General features: G+C 64.8%; 17 protein-coding genes. 4 read left to right on the forward strand and 13 right to left on the reverse strand.

All coding sequences use genetic code 11. From position 1 onward, the window contains the following. Nucleotides 1-139: 139 nt before the first annotated feature. The 4 genes from DBR12_RS10070 to DBR12_RS10085 form a co-directional block, all read right to left on the reverse strand. Nucleotides 140-910: a DUF3025 domain-containing protein gene (locus tag DBR12_RS10070; protein WP_108617113.1), complete on the reverse strand. Its 771-nt coding sequence runs from the start codon at nucleotides 908-910 to the stop codon at nucleotides 140-142. Continuing rightward, a complete protein-coding gene (gene pyrC, locus DBR12_RS10075; RefSeq protein WP_369861470.1) occupies nucleotides 895-1,962 on the reverse strand; it encodes a dihydroorotase in 1,068 nt (355 codons plus the stop codon). Before pyrC ends, DBR12_RS10070 begins: the two co-directional genes overlap by 16 nt. A 97-nt stretch (nucleotides 1,963-2,059) precedes the next feature. Further along, nucleotides 2,060-3,049, reverse strand: coding sequence for a tripartite tricarboxylate transporter substrate binding protein (locus DBR12_RS10080; protein ID WP_108617128.1), 990 nt, complete (start codon nucleotides 3,047-3,049; stop codon nucleotides 2,060-2,062). 46 nt (nucleotides 3,050-3,095) lie between these two features. Next, nucleotides 3,096-4,286, reverse strand: a complete 1,191-nt coding sequence (locus DBR12_RS10085; protein WP_108617114.1) for a M20 family metallopeptidase — start codon at nucleotides 4,284-4,286, stop codon at nucleotides 3,096-3,098. Between the two features lie 101 nt (nucleotides 4,287-4,387). On the opposite strand from DBR12_RS10085, the gene DBR12_RS10090 reads away from it, so the two are divergent. Further along, entirely contained in the window at nucleotides 4,388-5,311 is a 924-nt protein-coding gene (locus DBR12_RS10090; RefSeq protein ID WP_108617115.1) for a MurR/RpiR family transcriptional regulator, read from the forward strand. Between the two features lie 245 nt (nucleotides 5,312-5,556). Here DBR12_RS10090 and DBR12_RS10095 read toward each other — a convergent pair whose 3' ends face one another. The 6 genes from DBR12_RS10095 to DBR12_RS10120 all read right to left on the reverse strand — a co-directional run bounded on the left by DBR12_RS10095 (nucleotide 5,557) and on the right by DBR12_RS10120 (nucleotide 10,885). Then, entirely contained in the window at nucleotides 5,557-6,294 is a 738-nt protein-coding gene (locus DBR12_RS10095) for an amino acid ABC transporter ATP-binding protein (RefSeq protein WP_094288753.1), read from the reverse strand. Between the two features lie 23 nt (nucleotides 6,295-6,317). After that, nucleotides 6,318-6,983 (reverse strand): amino acid ABC transporter permease, encoded by a 666-nt coding sequence (locus tag DBR12_RS10100; RefSeq protein WP_094288755.1) that lies wholly within the window; start codon nucleotides 6,981-6,983, stop codon nucleotides 6,318-6,320. 1 nt (nucleotide 6,984) lies between these two features. Beyond that, nucleotides 6,985-7,743, reverse strand: a complete 759-nt coding sequence (locus DBR12_RS10105; RefSeq protein WP_108617116.1) for an amino acid ABC transporter permease — start codon at nucleotides 7,741-7,743, stop codon at nucleotides 6,985-6,987. Between the two features lie 112 nt (nucleotides 7,744-7,855). Beyond that, nucleotides 7,856-8,755 carry a transporter substrate-binding domain-containing protein gene (locus DBR12_RS10110; RefSeq protein WP_108617117.1) on the reverse strand — a complete coding sequence of 300 codons (900 nt, stop codon included), beginning with the start codon at nucleotides 8,753-8,755 and terminating at the stop codon, nucleotides 7,856-7,858. A gap of 119 nt (nucleotides 8,756-8,874) precedes the next feature. Continuing rightward, complete coding sequence (locus DBR12_RS10115) at nucleotides 8,875-9,774, reverse strand: amino acid ABC transporter substrate-binding protein (protein WP_108617118.1); 900 nt, start codon at nucleotides 9,772-9,774, stop codon at nucleotides 8,875-8,877. Nucleotides 9,775-9,952: 178 nt separating this feature from the next. Beyond that, nucleotides 9,953-10,885: a LysR family transcriptional regulator gene (locus DBR12_RS10120; RefSeq protein ID WP_108617119.1), complete on the reverse strand. Its 933-nt coding sequence runs from the start codon at nucleotides 10,883-10,885 to the stop codon at nucleotides 9,953-9,955. 231 nt (nucleotides 10,886-11,116) lie between these two features. Between DBR12_RS10120 and DBR12_RS10125 the strand changes: the two genes are divergently transcribed. The 3 genes from DBR12_RS10125 to DBR12_RS10135 are packed head-to-tail and all read left to right on the forward strand — an operon-like array spanning nucleotide 11,117 to nucleotide 14,033. Beyond that, nucleotides 11,117-11,662 (forward strand): TRAP transporter small permease, encoded by a 546-nt coding sequence (locus tag DBR12_RS10125; RefSeq protein ID WP_108617120.1) that lies wholly within the window; start codon nucleotides 11,117-11,119, stop codon nucleotides 11,660-11,662. Then, on the forward strand, nucleotides 11,659-12,957 hold the full coding sequence (locus DBR12_RS10130; protein ID WP_108617121.1) for a TRAP transporter large permease: 1,299 nt from the start codon (nucleotides 11,659-11,661) through the stop codon (nucleotides 12,955-12,957). The genes DBR12_RS10125 and DBR12_RS10130 overlap by 4 nt, the downstream gene beginning before the upstream one ends. 38 nt (nucleotides 12,958-12,995) lie before the next feature. After that, the gene (locus DBR12_RS10135) at nucleotides 12,996-14,033 is read left to right on the forward strand and encodes a DctP family TRAP transporter solute-binding subunit (protein WP_108617122.1); all 1,038 of its coding nucleotides are present in this window, start codon (nucleotides 12,996-12,998) and stop codon (nucleotides 14,031-14,033) included. Nucleotides 14,034-14,127: 94 nt separating this feature from the next. On the opposite strand, the gene DBR12_RS10140 is transcribed toward DBR12_RS10135, so the two are convergent. The 3 genes from DBR12_RS10140 to DBR12_RS10150 form a co-directional block, all read right to left on the reverse strand. Continuing rightward, nucleotides 14,128-14,472, reverse strand: coding sequence for a nucleotide pyrophosphohydrolase (locus DBR12_RS10140; RefSeq protein ID WP_108617123.1), 345 nt, complete (start codon nucleotides 14,470-14,472; stop codon nucleotides 14,128-14,130). Between the two features lie 68 nt (nucleotides 14,473-14,540). Then, on the reverse strand, nucleotides 14,541-15,473 hold the full coding sequence (locus DBR12_RS10145) for a 2-hydroxyacid dehydrogenase (protein WP_108617124.1): 933 nt from the start codon (nucleotides 15,471-15,473) through the stop codon (nucleotides 14,541-14,543). A gap of 46 nt (nucleotides 15,474-15,519) precedes the next feature. After that, a partial coding sequence (locus DBR12_RS10150; RefSeq protein WP_369861471.1) for an ABC transporter ATP-binding protein/permease occupies nucleotides 15,520-17,339 on the reverse strand: 1,820 nt, incomplete at its 5' end.

Below are 17,339 nucleotides of genomic sequence, written 5' to 3' on the forward strand. Positions count from 1 at the left end.
GGTGGCGGCGCTTCAAGCACCCAACCCCCGACTGCGGGGCCGCTGCGAGCCCTTGGCAGCCCACCCTGGCCGCGATTTCATCGCGCTATGGTAGGTGCAAACCCGTGCGCAGGCCTTATCACACAAGCGTTGACGGGAATTAACCCCCTGACACAGCACGGGGCGGGCGAAAGACCTGGGCGTCGGCATAAAAGTCCGGCGCCTCGTTGGCGGGCCACCAGCCGGGCACGCCCAGCACCGGCAGTGGGGCGAAGGGCTTGGTGGCCCAGGGCTGTGGCTGCACTTGTTGCGCCAGGCAGGCATCCAGATTTGCTATTGATCTTATAGCATGCGGCGCATGATAGACATGCGCCACCATGGGCTTTCGAGGGACAACCAGCTTTTCGAGCAGTGCGTGCCCGAACAACACCAACCGGGCGTCTGCCCAGAGCGGGCGCAGGTCGATGAACAGGCGCTGCCAGTCCCGCGCCACGAGCGCCGCCCACAAGGCATCCGGCGCGTGCAGCACAGCGCCGTTTTCGTCAAACACCGTGAGCGCATCGCGCAACGGCCCGCGCACGGCCTGCACGCCATCGGCGGCGATGGCCTGGGCTTGCAGTTCATTCAACCGGCGCTTGGTCTGCGGAAACTGCAGCCAGACCAGGCCGTTGAAAAAGTCGTGCAGGTTGTCGCGGGTGGGAACGCGGCGGGTGTCCCAGATGTACTGCTCGTAGGCGGTGCCGTCGGGCAGTTCATGCTGCGGCACAAAACCTACCGGTCCATCTTGCGGCGCCGCAGACTGCAACGCCCGGTGCACAGATGGTTCGCTTTGCACCTGCTGCGCTACGGGCTGGCCCAGACCGCGCCACGGCACCAGCCAGGGCGCACTCCAGTCAATGGCGTCGAAGGCTTCGCTTACACCAGCCGCCACGGCAGGGCTTCACCGGCGCGCAAGGGCTTGAGTTCGGCTTCGCCAAACGCAAAGCTGTCGGGTGGTGTCCACGATTCGCGGCGCAGGGTGATGGTGCCGGTGTTGCGCGGCAGGTTGTAGAAGTCGGGGCCGTGGAAGCTGGCAAAGCCTTCGAGCTGGTCGAGTGCACCGGCGTTGTCGAACGCCTCGGCATACATCTCCATGGCGGCGTGGGCGGTGTAGCAGCCCGCGCAGCCGCTGGCGTGTTCCTTGAGGTGCGCGGGGTGCGGTGCGCTGTCGGTGCCCAGGAAGAACTTGCTGCTGCCGCTGGTGGCGGCCTGCACCAGGGCCACGCGGTGGGTTTCGCGCTTGAGCACGGGCAGGCAGTAGTAGTGGGGGCGCACGCCGCCCACAAAGATGGCGTTGCGGTTGTACAGCAGGTGGTGCGCGGTGATGGTGGCGGCGGTGAAGCGGTCGGCCTGCATCACATAGTCGGCAGCGTCTTTGGTGGTGATGTGCTCGAAGACGATTTTCAGCTCGGGGAAGTCGCGGCGCAGCGGAATGAGCTGCTGCTCGATGAACACGGCCTCGCGGTCGAACAGGTCGATGTCGCTGCTGGTCACTTCACCATGCACCAAGAGCAGCATGCCCGCCTTTTGCATGGCTTCGAGGGTCTTGTAGGTCTTGCGCAGGTCGGTCACGCCCGCGTCGCTGTTGGTGGTGGCACCGGCGGGGTAGAGCTTGCAGGCGACCACGCCGGCCGTCTTGGCACGCGCAATCTCTTCGGGCGGCAGGTTGTCGGTGAGGTACAGCGTCATCAGCGGCTCAAACTGCACACCTGCAGGCACGGCGGCCAGGATGCGCTGCTTGTAGGCCAGGGCCTGCTCGGCCGTCGTGACCGGAGGGCGCAGGTTGGGCATGATGATCGCGCGACCAAACTGGGCGGCGGTGTGGGGCACCACCGTGCGCAGCGGCTCGCCGTCGCGCACATGCAGGTGCCAGTCGTCGGGACGGGTGATGGTGAGGGTGGTGGGCGCGGTGGGGGTGTGAAGTGCGGCTGTCATGGGCGACATTGTCCCATTGGCATGATTACTATTATTTTGATAGCTATCAGTGCTTATCCATTGCGCGGAGACAGCCAAAAACACTCATATTCCGGCAGCCCTCACCTCATTCGGCGGTGATGCCCGCCTTGCGCACCACGTCGCCAAACTTCACCAGGCGTTCGGACATCATCTTCTCGAACGCGGCGGGGGTCATCTCTTCCGGTGCGATCACGCCACGCTCCTTGAGGTTGGCCACCATGGCGGGCGAGGTGGCGACTTCGCGCACCGCCTTGTGCAGGGTCTGCACGACGGCATCCGGCGTGCCACCCGGCGCGGCCAGGCCGATCCACGAGGTGAGGTTGAGCTGGGGGTAGCCCACCTCGGCCAGGGTCGGCACATCGGGCAGCTGGGGCAGGCGCTGGTCGTTGGCCACGGCCAGCGCGCGCACCTTGCCCGCCTGGATGTGCGGCAGCATGATGACCAGGTTGTCGAGGATGAACTGCACCTCGTTGCCCAGCACCGCGGTGATCAGCGGCGTGCCGCCCCGGTAGGGGATGTGGGTGGTGAAAGCGCCGGTGGCGGCCTTGAGCATTTCCACGTTCAGCTGGCCCATGCTGCCCACGCCACCGCTGCCGTAGTTGAGCTTGCCGGGGTTCTTCTTGGCGTAGTCGATGAACTCCTTGAAGGTCTTGAACGGCAGGCTGCTGTGCACCACCAGCGCATTGGGCAGGCGGCCCAGGATGGCGATGTTTTCAAAGTCCTTGACCGGGTCGTAGCCCACCTTGGGCTGCGTGAGCGGGTTGGCCAGGTGGCTGCTTTGCGACGACACGACCAGCGTGTAGCCGTCGGCCTTGGCACGCGCCACATACTGCGCGCCCACCGAGCCGCCCGCGCCCGCGCGGTTTTCCACCACGATGGGCACACCCAGCACCTTGGACAGCGGCTCGGAATACTGGCGCGCCATGATGTCCACCGACCCGCCGGGCGGGAAGGGCACGACCAGCGTGATGGGGCGCGAGGGGAACTTGTCCTGCGCCAGCGCAGGCAGCGCTGCAAGACCGGCCAAGCCGAGGCCGGTGGACAGGAGGTGGCGGCGGGAGGGGATGTGGTTCATGGCGGTCTTCAAAAAACGCAAAAACAAAAAATGGAAAAAACAGGGTTCAGGGGTGGCCCAGCACCGCCAGCGCCACGGCCTGGGCGCGCGGCACAAAGGTGGCCAGCTCGCAGTACTCGCGCTCGGTGTGCGCGTGGCCGCCCACAGGGCCGGTGGCGCACAGCGTGGGCACGCCCACCGAGGCGGTGAGGCCGCTGTCGGCGGCGCCGCCGGTGAACTCACCCTGCACCTCAAAGCCCAGCGAACGCGCGCCTTGCTGGTACAGCGCCAGCAGGTAGTCAGGCGTTGGTTTCATGGGCAGGGTGCGGCGCGCGGTGGTGATGCGGCCCTGGGTGCGAGGAACGGACTCTTCTTCGACGATGGCGCGCACGCGCTCCAGCAGGTCGTCGGGGTTGGTGTCTGCGGTGAAGCGCAGGTCCACCTCGGCCTTGGCATGCGGGGCGACCATGTTCGGCACCACACCGCCCTGCACCACGCCCACATTGCAGGTCACGCCCGTGGCCGGGTCGGTGAGCGCGTGCAGCGCCAGTGTCTTGCGCGCCAGGGCTTCAATGGCGCTGGCGCCTGCGGCATGGTTGATGCCCGCATGCGCGGCCACGCCCTGCACTTCGAACTCCACCACCATCGAGCCCTTGCGGCTGGTGACCACGTTGCCGCTCACGCGGCCGGGCTCGGCATTGAGCACGGCACGGGCGCCGCGCGCCCGGTCCATGATGAGGTCGCGCGTGGCGGGCGAGCCGATCTCTTCGTCGCACGAAAAGAACAGGTGCAGGGGTGCACGCAGGCCGCCGCAGCGCGCAAAGGCCTCGGCCACAAACACGTTGAGCACGAGGCCTGATTTCATGTCGGCCACGCCGGGGCCATAGGCGCGGCCGTCTTCCACGCGGAAGGGGCGGCGCGCCACCGTGCCAGCGGGGTACACCGTGTCCATGTGGCCCATGAGGATGAGGGGAGCGCCCTCGCCTTCCGCGCCGTCCGGGTGGACCTGGGCGTGCAGCAGCACGCCGTAGCCGGGCACGGGCTCGAACTGCACGGGCACGCCCGCCGCCAGCAGGCGCTCGGCCAGCGCATGGGCCACGGCGGTCACGCCCGCTTCATCGCGGCTGCCGCTGTCGATGTTGACCACTTTTTGCAACAGGTCTTGCATGGCCTGCCCCTGGCCCGCGAGCCAGGCCAGCGCCGGGGCGGAGGGAACAGAGGGCGCCTGGGATGCCGTGTTTTCGAGCGTTTCGAGCATGGTTGTCCTTGGGTCACGCCCCGAGCTGGGGGCACAATTTGGGCCGCAGTGTTGCACGCGTTTCGGCTGTTTGCAATACATTTTTCATAAATGAGACATAAATGAAATCATCATTGCAAACATCCACCGCACTGCTGACCGAGCGCCTGGCCCGCCAGGGAAGCGAACTCACCGCCAGCGAGCGCGCCCTGGCCGAGGCCCTGGGGCGCGACTACCCCCACGCGCTGCTGGAGTCGGCCACCGCGCTGGCGGCACGCACTGGCACCAGCGCATCGACCGTGGTGCGGCTGTTTGCCAAGCTCGGTTACGCCAGCTATGCAGAGGCCCAGCGCGAGGCGCGGGGCGAGGTCACCGCCCTGCTGCAAACCGCCGGGCAGCGCGCGCCCGTCACCATCGGCACCGAGCGCAGCCTGCAGCAATGTGTGGACGACGCCCTGCTGCACGACCAGCACAACATCACCGCCACACGCGACGGGCTGGACATGGCGGCGTTCGAGGCCATCGTGGCGCGCATTGCGCAGAGCAGCGGGCGCGTCTTTGTGCTCGCGCAGATCAACAGCGCCCCCGTGGCCGCCTGGCTGGCGCTGCACCTGAACATGTGCCGCCCCGGCGTGCACGAGCTGGGCGCGGGCGCCGTGGCCGCCACAGACCAGTTGCTCTGGATCCAGCCCGAAGACACGCTGCTGGTCTTCAGTATCCGACGCTATGCCAGCGGGCCGGTGAAGGTGGCCCAGCGGTTTCGCGACGCAGGGGCGCAGGTGCTGGCCATCATCGACAGCAACGCCGCACCGCTGGCGGCCCTGGCCCACCACCGCGTGCAGGTGCGCATCTCCAACGCTTCGCCGTTCGACTCGTACACCGCCGCATTTTTTGTGTGCAACGCCCTGGTGTCGGCCGTGGCCCAGCTGCGGCACGAGGCCGTGTCCGAAGCCCTGAAACGGCGCGATGACCTGTGGAAGGACGTGGAAGCCCAGCTCATCGTGGAGGGCAACCCGCCAGCGGGGCGGCGGGCAAACAAGCGCTAGCTGGCGCGAACATGCGCCATCCTCACCGGCTCAGCAGACGTTGTCGAACGCTCCTGCGCTCCTGCGCCCATGAAAAAAACGCTCCGTAGAGCGTTTTTTGTTTTCCGGTCTCAACTCCAACCTGCGCATAACCCACACCCTGTAAAACTGGCCAGACGCCAGCCAGTGGCGCCGCGCAAGGGCCGCCCCGCCGCGCTGTCGGCGTCCCCCTGGGGGGAAGGCGCCGCAGGCGACTCAGGGGGGAGTCAATGCGCCAGGATCTTGTTGAGGAAGTCTTTCGTGCGCGGCTGGCGCGCATCAGGGTTGTTGAAGAACTCGTCCTTCGAGCAGTCTTCCAGGATCTTGCCGCCCACGTCCATGAAGATCACGCGGTTGCTCACCTTGCGGGCAAAGCCCATTTCGTGGGTCACGCACATCATGGTCATGCCTTCGTTGGCCAGGCCCACCATCACGTCCAGCACTTCACCGACCATTTCGGGGTCGAGCGCCGAGGTGGGTTCGTCGAACAGCATCACGATGGGGTCCATCGACAGCGCGCGCGCAATGGCCACGCGCTGTTGCTGGCCACCCGAGAGCTGGCCGGGGAACTTGTCCTTGTGGGCGATCAGGCCCACGCGCTCCAGCATCTTCAGGCCGCGCTTCTTGGCGTCGTCCGCGCTGCGGCCCAGCACCTTGATCTGCGCAATCGTCAGGTTGTCCGTCACCGACAGGTGGGGGAACAGCTCGAAGTGCTGGAACACCATGCCCACGCGGCTGCGCAGCTTGGGCAGGTTGGTGCTGGGGTCGTGCAGCTTCACGCCGTCCACCGTGATCTCGCCCTTCTGGAAGGGTTCAAGCGCGTTGATGGTCTTGATCAGCGTGGACTTGCCCGAGCCCGAGGGGCCACACACCACCACCACTTCGCCCTTGTTGATGGTGGCCGAGCACTCGTTGAGCACCTGCACGGGGCCATACCACTTGGATACGTTTTTGAGTTCGATCATTGTTTATTCCTCAATCTCTCGGATCACCGGATGATGGCGATCTTCTGGTGCAGGCGCTTGACCATCCAGGACAGCGCGTAGCACATCACAAAGTACAGGACGGCAGCAGCCAGGTAGGCCTCGATGGGGCGGCCGAAGTTCTTGCCTGCCACTTCAAAGCCCTTGAGCATGTCGTAGGCGCCAATCGCATACACCAGCGACGTGTCCTGGAACAGGATGATGGTCTGCGTGAGCAGCACCGGCAGCATGTTGCGGAACGCCTGGGGCAGCACCACCAGCTTCATGTTCTGGCCGTAGGTCATCCCGAGCGCCTGGCCCGCATACACCTGGCCACGCGGAATGGACTGGATACCGGCACGCATGATTTCGCTGAAATACGCAGCCTCAAACGCAATGAAGGTGATGACCGCCGATACCTCGGCACCGATGGGGCGGCCGATGATGGCAGGCACCAGCAGGAAGAACCACAGGATCACCATCACCAGCGGAATGGAGCGCATGCCGTTGACGTAGATGGTGGCAGGCACGTCCAGCCACTTCTTGCCCGACAGGCGCATGAGTGCCAGCAGGGTGCCGAAGAACACGCCGCCGATGGTGGCGATCACCGTGAGCATCAGGCTGAAGTACAGCCCCTTGAGCACGAAGTTGGAGATCAGGTCCCAGTTGTAGAAGGAGAAGTCGAGATTCATATCAGTGTCCTCCCCCAGCCGCACCGGCCACCACCATGCCCGGGATGCGCACGCGCTTCTCGACGAACGCCATGATCCGGTTGATAGCGAAGGCGGAGATGATGTAGAGCGTTGTCACGGCGAGGTAGACCTCGATGCCGCGCGAGGTTTCTTCCTGCGCCTGCATGGCGAACATGGTGAGTTCAGCCACCGACACAGCAAACGCCACAGACGAATTCTTGAAGATGTTCATCGTCTCGCTGGTGAGCGGCGGGATGATGATGCGAAACGCCATGGGCAGCAGCACGTAGCGGTAGGTCTGGAAGGTGGTGAACCCCATGGCCATGCCCGCGTAGCGCTGGCCGCGCGGCAAAGCCTGAATACCCGAGCGCACCTGCTCGGCGATACGCGCCGAGGTGAAGAAGCCCAGGGCCAGCACCACCAGTGCAAAGCCGGGCACGCCCTTCATCACAGGGAACAGACTCGGGATGACGTGGTACCAGAGGAAAATCTGGACCAGCAGCGGAATATTGCGAAACAGCTCGACCCAGGCATTGCCCAGCCGAACAATCATGGGCCGGTCTTGCAAGGTACGCAGCGTGCCGATGAAAGAGCCCAACACAAGCGCCAGCACCAGGGCCAGCAACGAAACAGACACCGTCCAGCCCCAGGCCGACAGCATCCAGTCCAGGTAGGTGATGTCGCCGCCCTTGCCAAAGCAGCTTTGCACGACTTCCCGGTCCATGGTGTCCTGGCAGAACACCTGCCAATCCCAACTCATAGGAGCACCCCTTTAATTCTTGGTATTGCGCCGGGCCAGGCGCCATGGCGCCCGGTCCAACAAAAAAGCCCCTTCAAACCGGCTGGCCGAAGGGGCACAAGCGTCGAGAAGATTACTTCTTGGCGTAGTCTTCCATCGGCTTGTCGTTAGGAGCTGCCCAGGCTGCCTTGGTGGCATCGGACATCGGCAGGCCGATCTTGGTGTTGGTCGGCGGCACAGGTTGCATGAACCACTTGTCGTACAGCTTGGCCAGCGAACCATCGGCGATCTGGCGCTTGATGCTGTCGTCTACAGCCTTCTTGAAGGCGGGGTCGTCCTTGCGCAGCATGCAGGCGATGGGTTCCACGTTCAGGATTTCACCGACGATCTTGTAGTCGGCAGGTGCCTTGGACTTGGAGATGTTGGCGGCCAGGATGGAGCCGTCCATCACGAAGGCGTCGGCACGGCCGGTTTCCAGCATCAGGAAGCTGTCGGCGTGGTCCTTGCCGAAGACTTCCTTGAAGTCGACGCCACCAGCGCGCTCGTGCTTGCGCAGCGTTTGCACCGAGGTGGTGCCCGTGGTGGTGGCCACAGTCTTGCCGTTCAGGTCCTTGATGGACGTGATGCCCGAGCTGGCCTTGGTGGCGATGCGCACTTCTTCCACGTAGGTGGTCACAGCGAACGCCACATCCTTCTGGCGGGCGGCGTTGTTAGTGGTGGAGCCGCACTCCAGGTCCACGGTGCCGTTGGTCACCAGGGGGATGCGGTTCTGCGAGGTCACGGGCTGGTACTTGACTTCCAGCTTGGACAGGCCCAGGGCCTTCTGGATGTCGGCCAGGACGATTTCACCCATTTCGGTGTGGAAGCCCACGTACTTGCCGTTGCCCAGCGTGTAGGAAAGGCCCGAAGACTCGCGCACGCCCAGCGTCACGCTGCCAGAAGCCTTGATCTTGGCCAGGGTGTCGGTGGCTTGTGCGAACGCGCTGCCTGCGGCCAGGGCGGTCACAGCAATCGCGAGCAAATGTTTCTTCATAGGGATCTCCTTGTGTTGAAAACAGAAAAAAGGGGGAAATTCTAGAGACTGGCCGCAACCCGCCCGGGCTGCAAGCCCAAACGTCTAGAAATAGGGGAGGACTTACCCGAGGATACTAGTCAGAAGGGAACCTGATCGGTAGGGTATTTCCAGAAGTCGCGCAACAGATAACTGACCGGCAGGTTCAGCACCGTGTTGTTCGGGGGGATGGGCTTGTTGAACCACTTGTCATAAATGGGGTAGATGTCGCGGCTGGTGATCAGGCGGCGCATTTCCTCGTCCACCAGTTTTTTGAACTCGGGGTCGTTCTTGGGCAGCATGATGGCCAGCGGCTCGGTGGTCATGAAGCGGCCCACCACCTTGAGCGCCTTGGGGTCAGGCCGCCCGGCGGCCAGGCCATACAGCAGCACGTCGTCCATCACAAAGGCATCGGCCTCACCTTTTTCGACCATCTCGACCGCCTTGGCGTGGTCGGGCGCCTCCACGATGGTGATGCCCATCAGGCGCTCGCGGTTGGCCTGGTCAGCGGCCTTGAGCGGGGTGGTGCCCTTGGTGGACACCAGTTTCTTGCCGTTCAGGTCTTCCACCTTGTCGATAGCGCTGGCGGACTTCACCAGCAGCCGTGCGCCGGTGATGAAGTGGGGAATGGTGAACGCCACCTTCTGGCGCCGTTCGGCGTTGTTGGTGGTGGAGCCACACTCCATGTCAGCCTTGCCCTGCTCTATCACCGAGATGCGGTTGGCAGGCGTAACGGCCACGAACTCCACTTCCATGTCCTTCTTGCCGGTTTTCTTGCGCACCACCTCGGCCAGGCGCAGACACAGGTCCACCGCGTAGCCCACGGGCTTGCCCGACTGGGAGTCGAGATACGAGAACGGCACCGAGGACTCCCGGTGGGCAATCACCAGCTTGCCGCCTGCGCTCACACGCTCCAGCACCGTCGTCGCCTGCACGGACGCCGCCAGCAGGCAGCCCAGGGCAACGAGGCCCTTAGCGAATCTCCAGTGCTGAACTTTCATACGACGTCCCGTTAAAAGAAAGGAATCGGGTTTGCAATGTTCGTGCCATCGTGGCAGTTGCAGGCATGTATTGTTGCCACCGACCCAGCGATGGCGCGAACTGTACGTGTCGTTACTATGAAACTCCAATGCCGTTTGCGGGCGCAACTATGCAAAGTGTTTATATCCGTATTTACCCTTAGCATGACCCGGCTTGGGCCTGGAGGTAGGTCCAGAGTGCCTGGGCCGTGCCCTTGGGGGCTTCCTTGCCCCCCGGTTTCTCGCGGTAGGCACGTACATCCATGGTCATCTGCAGGCCCTCAGCCTCGGAGGGCGCCGCACTGACCAGGCGGCGCGAGCGCAACTCCTTCTTCACCGCGCTGTGAGGCAAAAAGGCCACGCCGTGGCCTTCCAGCGCCATGGCCTTGAGGCCCTCGGCCATGTCGGTCTCGTACACACGCTCCAGGTGTATGGGGGTGCACGACTGCTTGAGGATGAGTTCGGTGACCCGCCCCAGATAGGCACCGGGCGCGTAGCCCAAATAGGGCAACGGCTGGCCGGCGCGCCCCGGCAGGCGGTGCACGGGCTGGCCGTCGGCGTCGGCCTTGCTGTAGGGCGAGATCACCTCCTGCCCCAGGTTCACCATCTCGTAGCGGTCGGCGTCCAGCTGAAAGGGCTGGGAGGGGTGGTGGTAGGCGATGAGCAGATCACACCCACCCTCCACCAAGCGCATCACAGCGTCATGCACATTGAGGGCGATGAGCCGGCTCTTGAACGGGCCGAACTTGTCGGCGAGGCTGGACACCCAGGCCGGGAAGAAGGTGAATGCCAGCGTGTGCGGCACCGCAAACTCGATCATGTCCTTGCCCGCGCTGGTGTGTGCGCGCAGCATGGCGCGGGTGTTCTGCAGCGCCTGCAGCATTTCCAGCGCCTGGTCGTACAGGGTTTTGCCAGCGGGCGTGAGGCGGGTGGGGTAGGAGCTGCGGTCCACCAGATCGGTGCCCGCCCAAGCCTCCAGGGCCTGGATGCGCCGCGAGAACGCGGGCTGGGTCACATGCCGCAGCTGGGCGGAGCGGCTGAAGCTGCGCGTTTCCGCAAGACTGACGAAATCTTCGAGCCACTTGGTTTCCATCGGTACATTATCTGCGCGGGGCCCGCCCGGCGCAGGGCGGGGCTATGAGGGTTTACCTGGCGCTTACCTGCTGCACCAATGGTGTGCACACTTAGCAACACATCGCATAATGCCGGGCAGCGCCAACCGCGCTTTGCGCTCAGGGCCTGTCCCTAGCCCCTGGTGCACAACACTGCCGGGCAGAGCCATTGACCAGCATTCGCATGTTTGTTCTCCTCTACCCCTGCCCCCATGTCCTCCTCCTCTCCCCAAGGGGCCGCCCCCACCGACGCGGCTTCCCCGGCTGCGGACCCTGAGTCCGAACCCCGCTCGCTGCGGCTTGAAGACTGGCTCACCGTCCTCGTGATGGCAGCGCTTGCGCTCATCACGTTCGCCAATGTGCTTGTGCGCTACTTCACCAACTCCTCTTTCGCCTGGACGGAGGAAATCTCGGTCTTCCTGATGATCGTGCTGGCCCTCGTGGCTGGCTCTGCTGCGGTGGCGCGGGACCAGCACATCCGCATTGAGTACTTCGCCGAAGGCGGCTCCCCCGCGCGCCGCAAGCGGCTGGCACAGCTGGGCGCTGCCACCGTAGCCGCGCTGTTCGCGCTGATCGCCGTGCTCAGCGTGCGTGTGGTGTGGGACGACTACCGCTTTGGCGAGACCTCGCCAGGCATCGGCGTGCCACAGTGGTGGTACTCGATCTGGCTTCCCGTGATCTCGGCGCTGATCACAGCACGCGCCGTGGGCCTGCTGGTGCGGCGCACGCGTACCGCCTCGGAGGACCGCGAGCCATGATCGCCACCCTGCTGTTCGTGGCCTTTCTGGGCCTGATGTTTGTGGGTGTTCCAATTGGTGCTGCACTGGGCCTGGCGGGCGCCGCCGCCATCGCGCTGGCCAATGCAGACAGCCAGTGGTTTGGTCTGCTCGCGGTGCCGCAGAACTTCTACGCCGGCCTGGGCAAGTACCCGCTGCTGGCCATCCCCATGTTTGTGCTGGTGGGCTCGATTTTTGACCGCTCAGGTGTGGCGCTGCGCCTCGTCAACTTTGCCGTGGCCATCGTGGGTCGTGGCCCGGGCATGCTGCCGCTGGTGGCGATTGCGGTGGCCATGTTCCTCGGGGGCATCTCGGGCTCGGGCCCGGCCAACGCCGCCGCAGTGGGGGGAGTCATGATCGCGGCCATGTCGCGCGCGGGTTACCCGCCCTCGTTCTCGGCCAGCGTGGTGGGAGCAGCAGCGGCCACGGACATCCTGATCCCGCCCTCCGTCGCGTTCATCATCTACTCGGTGCTCGTGCCGGGCGCCTCGGTGCCAGCGCTGTTCGCGGCAGGCATGATTCCCGGCATCCTGGCCGGTATCGCTTTGATCGTGCCCGCCGTGTGGATGGCGCGCAAACACAAGATGGGGGAGCTCGAAGCCACCCTGCCCCGCCCGCCATTCTGGAAGAGCCTGCGCGAGGCCACCTGGGGCCTGGCCGCCCCCGTGCTGATCCTGGGCGGCATGCGCGCCGGCTGGTTCACGCCGACGGAGGCCGCCGTAGTCGCCGTGTTCTACGGTCTCTTTGTGGGCATGGTGATCCACCGCACGATCACCGTGCGCGACCTGTTCCCCATCCTGCGCGAGTCCGGCGAGCTGTCAGCCGTGATCCTCATCGTGGTGTCGCTCGCGGGCATCTTTGCGTATTCGCTGTCCACGCTGGGCGTGATCGACCCGGTGGCCAACGCTATCGTGAACTCGGGTCTGGGCGAATATGGCGTGCTGGCACTGCTCATCGTGCTGCTCATCACCGTGGGCATGTTCCTCGACGGCATCTCGATCTTTCTGATCTTTGTGCCGCTCTTGCTGCCCATCATGCAGCACTACCACTGGGACCCGGTGTGGTTCGGCGTGATCCTCACGCTCAAGGTCGCGCTGGGCCAGTTCACCCCGCCACTGGCCGTGAACCTGATGGTGTCGTGCCGCATCGCCGGTGTGCGCATGGAATCGACCGTGCGCTGGGTGGGCTGGATGTTGTTTGCCATGTTCCTCGTGATGGTGGCTGTGATCGCCTTCCCGCAACTGGCCCTGTGGCTGCCCGCCAAGCTGGGCTATTGACCCCTTCCCAATGAATTTCTAACCAGGAGACTGAAACAATGAAACTGCGCACCTTCCTCACCTCGGCCGTGGCCGCTGCGGCCGCCCTGGCGTTCACTGCGCCCGCCGCCATCGCACAGACCACCTACAAGAGCGAATACCGCATGTCGCTGGTGCTGGGCCCCGCGTTCCCCTGGGGCAAGGGCGGCGAGCTGTGGGCCAACAAGGTCCGCGAGCGCACCCAGGGCCGCATCAACATCAAGCTCTACCCAGGCGTCTCGCTGATCCAGGGCGACCAGACGCGCGAGTTCAGCGCGCTGCGCCAGGGTGTGATCGACATGGCCGTAGGCTCCACCATCAACTGGTCGCCCCAGGTCAAGCAGCTCAACCTGTTCTCACTGCCCTTCCTGTTCCCTGACTACGCCGCCGTGGACGCGGTGACGCAGGGCGACGTGGGCAAGAGCATCTTCGCCACGCTGGACAAGGCGGGGGTGGTGCCCCTGGCATGGGGCGAAAACGGCTACCGCGAAATCTCCAACTCCAAGAAAGCGATCAAGACCCCTGAAGACCTCAAGGGCCTGAAGATCCGTGTGGTGGGCTCGCCCCTGTTCCTGGACACTTTCACCGCCCTGGGCGCCAACCCCACGCAAATGAGCTGGGCCGATGCACAGCCCGCCTTTGCCAGCGGCGCGGTGGACGGGCAAGAGAACCCGCTGTCCATCTTCACCGCCGCCAAGCTGCACAGCGTGGCACAAAAGCACATCACGCTGTGGGGCTACGTCAACGATCCGCTGATCTTTGTGGTGAACAAGGAGATCTGGAACAGCTGGACCCCGGCCGACCGTGAGATCGTCAAGCAAGCTGCCATCGACGCAGGCAAGGAAGAAATCGCCCTGGCCCGTAAAGGCGTGGTCGAGGCCGACAAGCCGCTGCTCAAGGACATCGCGGCGCTGGGCGTGACGGTGACGCAGCTCTCCCCTGCCGAACGCGCTGCCTTTGTAAAAGCCACGCGCCCCGTGTACGACAAGTGGAAGGGCCAGATCGGCGCCGACCTGGTGAACATGGCCGAGAAGGCGATTGCGGCGCGCAAGCAGTAAAAGAAAGCAAACGCCCGCTCACCCCGCACCGTCAGGGATCTGACGGCGCTATACAAACAATAGCTGCCAGCGCTTATCCATCAGGCGCAGGCAGCTATTTTTTCTTCAAATCGCCGCCCGGAACCGGGTGTTTGACCGCGTTCTTGCGCAGCTTGTTCTCCACCGCCTGGGCCAGGTCCACGCCCGCGTGGTCGGCAATCTGCAGCAGGTAGAGCAGCACATCGGCCACCTCGTCGGCGATGGGCTCTTTCAGCGCCGGGTCGCCTGCCACCGCCAGCGACTGCTCGGGCGTCATCCACTGGAAAATCTCGGCCAGCTCGGCTGCCTCCACCATCAGCGCCATCGACAGATTTTTGGGCGTGTGGAACGGCTGCCAGTAGCGCTCGGCCGCAAAGGCGCGCAGCCGGGCTTGCAAGGCGTCGATATCGAGAGTGGACATCAATACTCCTGATTTGATAGCTAAAAGCGCTTACCTATCGCGCGGAAACGGCCTTTTTTCTTCAAATTTCAGAGCGGCGACACCGGCGCCTCGCCTGCCAGGTGGCGGCGGGCGTTCTCCAGGAACCGATCCACCGACGCCTGCACAGCCTCGGGTGACCAGCCCGCCACATGGGGGGTGAGCACCACGTTGTCCAGGCCGATCAGCTCGGCCGGGGGCGCGGGCTCGCTCTCGTACACATCCAGCCCCGCAGCAGCGATGCGGCCTTCGCGCAGCGCGGCGGCCAGGGCGCCCGTGTCGATCACGCTGCCCCGGGCGATGTTGACGACCACGCCGCGCGGGCCCAGCGCGTTCAGCACGGCGGCGTTCACCAGGTGCTGCGTGCCCGCACCGCCGGGCGTGGCGACAACGAGGAAATCCGCCCAGTCGGCCAGCGCAGTCACGTCAGCAAAGTAACGGTGGGGAACATCGGTACGTGCGCTGCGGTTGTGATAACCCACCTGCATATCGAAGCCCAGCGCACGCTGCGCGATCTTCTTGCCGATAGTGCCCAGGCCCATGATGCCCAGGCGCTTGTGCGACACATTGGGCGGCAGCGGCAGCGCCGTGCGCCACACGCCCTGGCGCGTGAGCTGGTCCAGCCGGGGAATGCCACGCACGGCGGCAATCAGCAGGCCCAGGGCGTGGTCGGCCACGCAGTCGTCGTTGGTGCCCGCACCGGTTGCCACCACAATGCCGCGCGCCTTGGCATGCGCCACGGCGATGTTTTCGTAGCCCGCTCCCAGGGCGCAGACGAGGGTGATGTTCGGCAAGGCATCGAGCTGCGCGGCCGAGAGGCCCGTGGCGCCGATAGTCAGCACCACCGTGATGCGCGCGCCGTGCGCAGCGATGGCGGCTGCAGCCTGCGCAGCGTCGGGCGCGTAGACCAGCTCGAACGACTGCGCCATCTGGGCGCGGTGTTCTTCGGACAGGAACATGAGGGCTAGCAGGACAGGCTTCATGGGGACGGAGATTGCAAAAAAGTGAAAGGATGCAAGGATGTTGGGATCAGGCCGATGGGTCGCTTTGCTGGAGTGACCACATGCTGGCGTAGCGGCCATTGAGGGCCAGCAGCTGCGCGTGCGTGCCGCGTTCGATGATGCGGCCCGCGTCCATGACCAGGATCTCGTGTGCATCCACCACCGTGGACAGGCGGTGCGCAATCACCAGCGTGGTCTTGTTCTGCGCCACGCCCTGCAGCTCGGCCTGGATGGCGCGCTCGTTGGCCGAATCCAGCGCGCTGGTGGCCTCGTCAAAGATCAGGATGGGCGGGTTCTTGAGCAGGGTGCGCGCAATCGCCACGCGCTGCTTTTCACCGCCCGAGAGCTTGAGCCCCCGCTCGCCCACTTGTGTCGCGTAGCCCTTGGGCGTGCTCGCGATGAAGTCGTGGATGCGCGCGGCGCGGGCGGCGGCTTCGATCTCATCCTGGCTGGCGCCCGGGCGGCCATAGGCGATGTTGTAGGCCACGGTGTCGTTGAACAGCACGGTGTCCTGCGGCACGATGCCAATCGCCTGGCGCACGCTGGCCTGCGTCACGCTGCGGATCTCTTGCCCGGCAATGGTGATGCGGCCCTGCTGGATGTCGTAGAAGCGAAACAGCAGCCGCGCGAGTGTGCTCTTGCCCGATCCCGAGGGCCCCACCACCGCCACGGTTTTGCCCGCCGGGATCTCGAAGCTGATGCCGTGCAAGATGGTGCGCCCGCCTGTGCTGGTGACGCCGGGGTCGTAGGCAAACACCACGTCCTCAAAGCGCACGGTGGGCTGGCCGAGCCCCGCCAGCGGCTGGGCGCCGGGGGCATCGGCCACCTCACGCTCCTTGTCCATCAGCGTGAACATCTTGTCCAGGTCGGTCAGGCTCTGCTTGATCTCGCGGTAGATCACGCCCAAAAAGTTGAGCGGGATGTAGAGCTGGATCATGAAGGCGTTGACCATGACGAGGTCGCCCAGCGTCATGCGGCCATCCACCACACCCTGCGTGGCGCGCCAGAGCATGGCCACCAAACCCACTGCAATGATGAGCTGCTGGCCGGTGTTGAGCATCGACAGCGTGGTCTGGCTCTTGAGCCGCGCGCGGCGCAGGCGCTCCAGGCTTTCGTCGTAGCGCCGGGCCTCGAAGCCTTCGTTGTTGAAGTACTTCACCGTCTCGTAGTTGAGCAGCGAATCCACGGCCTTGGAATGCGCGGCCGAGTCGAACTCGTTGGCCTCTCGGCGGAACTGGGTGCGCCACTCGGTCACCAGCACGGTGAAGAGGATGTACAGCGCCAGTGCTGCCAGCGTGATCCACGCGAACCAGGCGTCGAACTTGATGGCCAGCACCGACAGCACCAGCACCACCTCCACCAGCGTGGCGACCACGTTGAACAGCGTGAAAGAGATCAGCGACTCGATGCCGCGCACGCCGCGCTCGATATCGCGGGTCATGCCGCCGGTCTGGCGCTCCAGGTGAAAACGCAGGCTGAGCGCGTGCAGGTGCTCAAAGGTCTGCAGTGCAATCGAGCGGGCTGCGCCCTGCGTGGCCTTGGCAAACACCAGCTCGCGCAGCTCGGTGAACAGCGAGGTGGACAGCCGCAGCGCGCCATAGGCCACCAGCAGCCCCACGGGCACCACCAGCAGCGCGGCAGGGTCGCCAGGCTTGAAACTCATGGCGTCCACCAGCGTCTTGAGCAGGATAGGCACGCCCACGTTAGCGAACTTGGCCCCGATCATGAAAACAATGGCGGCGATCACGCGCCACTTGTATTGCCACAGGTAGGGCAGCAGCCGGTGCAAGGTGGCCCAGTCCGACTGGACCGGCGCAGGCGCGGCGACCGTACCACTGGCAGTGGCAC

This window comes from Acidovorax sp. HMWF029 (assembly GCF_003060895.1).
Taxonomy (GTDB): domain Bacteria; phylum Pseudomonadota; class Gammaproteobacteria; order Burkholderiales; family Burkholderiaceae_C; genus Acidovorax.

Coding starts and splice junctions, on each gene's coding strand:
- pyrC (WP_369861470.1), bottom strand. CDS start 1,962: ATGTCGCCCATGACAGCCGCACTTCACACCCCCACCGCGCCCACCACC.
- DBR12_RS10080 (WP_108617128.1), bottom strand. CDS start 3,049: ATGAACCACATCCCCTCCCGCCGCCACCTCCTGTCCACCGGCCTCGGC.
- DBR12_RS10085 (WP_108617114.1), bottom strand. CDS start 4,286: ATGCTCGAAACGCTCGAAAACACGGCATCCCAGGCGCCCTCTGTTCCC.
- DBR12_RS10090 (WP_108617115.1), top strand. CDS start 4,388: ATGAAATCATCATTGCAAACATCCACCGCACTGCTGACCGAGCGCCTG.
- DBR12_RS10095 (WP_094288753.1), bottom strand. CDS start 6,294: ATGATCGAACTCAAAAACGTATCCAAGTGGTATGGCCCCGTGCAGGTG.
- DBR12_RS10100 (WP_094288755.1), bottom strand. CDS start 6,983: ATGAATCTCGACTTCTCCTTCTACAACTGGGACCTGATCTCCAACTTC.
- DBR12_RS10105 (WP_108617116.1), bottom strand. CDS start 7,743: ATGAGTTGGGATTGGCAGGTGTTCTGCCAGGACACCATGGACCGGGAA.
- DBR12_RS10110 (WP_108617117.1), bottom strand. CDS start 8,755: ATGAAGAAACATTTGCTCGCGATTGCTGTGACCGCCCTGGCCGCAGGC.
- DBR12_RS10115 (WP_108617118.1), bottom strand. CDS start 9,774: ATGAAAGTTCAGCACTGGAGATTCGCTAAGGGCCTCGTTGCCCTGGGC.
- DBR12_RS10120 (WP_108617119.1), bottom strand. CDS start 10,885: ATGGAAACCAAGTGGCTCGAAGATTTCGTCAGTCTTGCGGAAACGCGC.
- DBR12_RS10125 (WP_108617120.1), top strand. CDS start 11,117: ATGTCCTCCTCCTCTCCCCAAGGGGCCGCCCCCACCGACGCGGCTTCC.
- DBR12_RS10130 (WP_108617121.1), top strand. CDS start 11,659: ATGATCGCCACCCTGCTGTTCGTGGCCTTTCTGGGCCTGATGTTTGTG.
- DBR12_RS10135 (WP_108617122.1), top strand. CDS start 12,996: ATGAAACTGCGCACCTTCCTCACCTCGGCCGTGGCCGCTGCGGCCGCC.
- DBR12_RS10140 (WP_108617123.1), bottom strand. CDS start 14,472: ATGTCCACTCTCGATATCGACGCCTTGCAAGCCCGGCTGCGCGCCTTT.
- DBR12_RS10145 (WP_108617124.1), bottom strand. CDS start 15,473: ATGAAGCCTGTCCTGCTAGCCCTCATGTTCCTGTCCGAAGAACACCGC.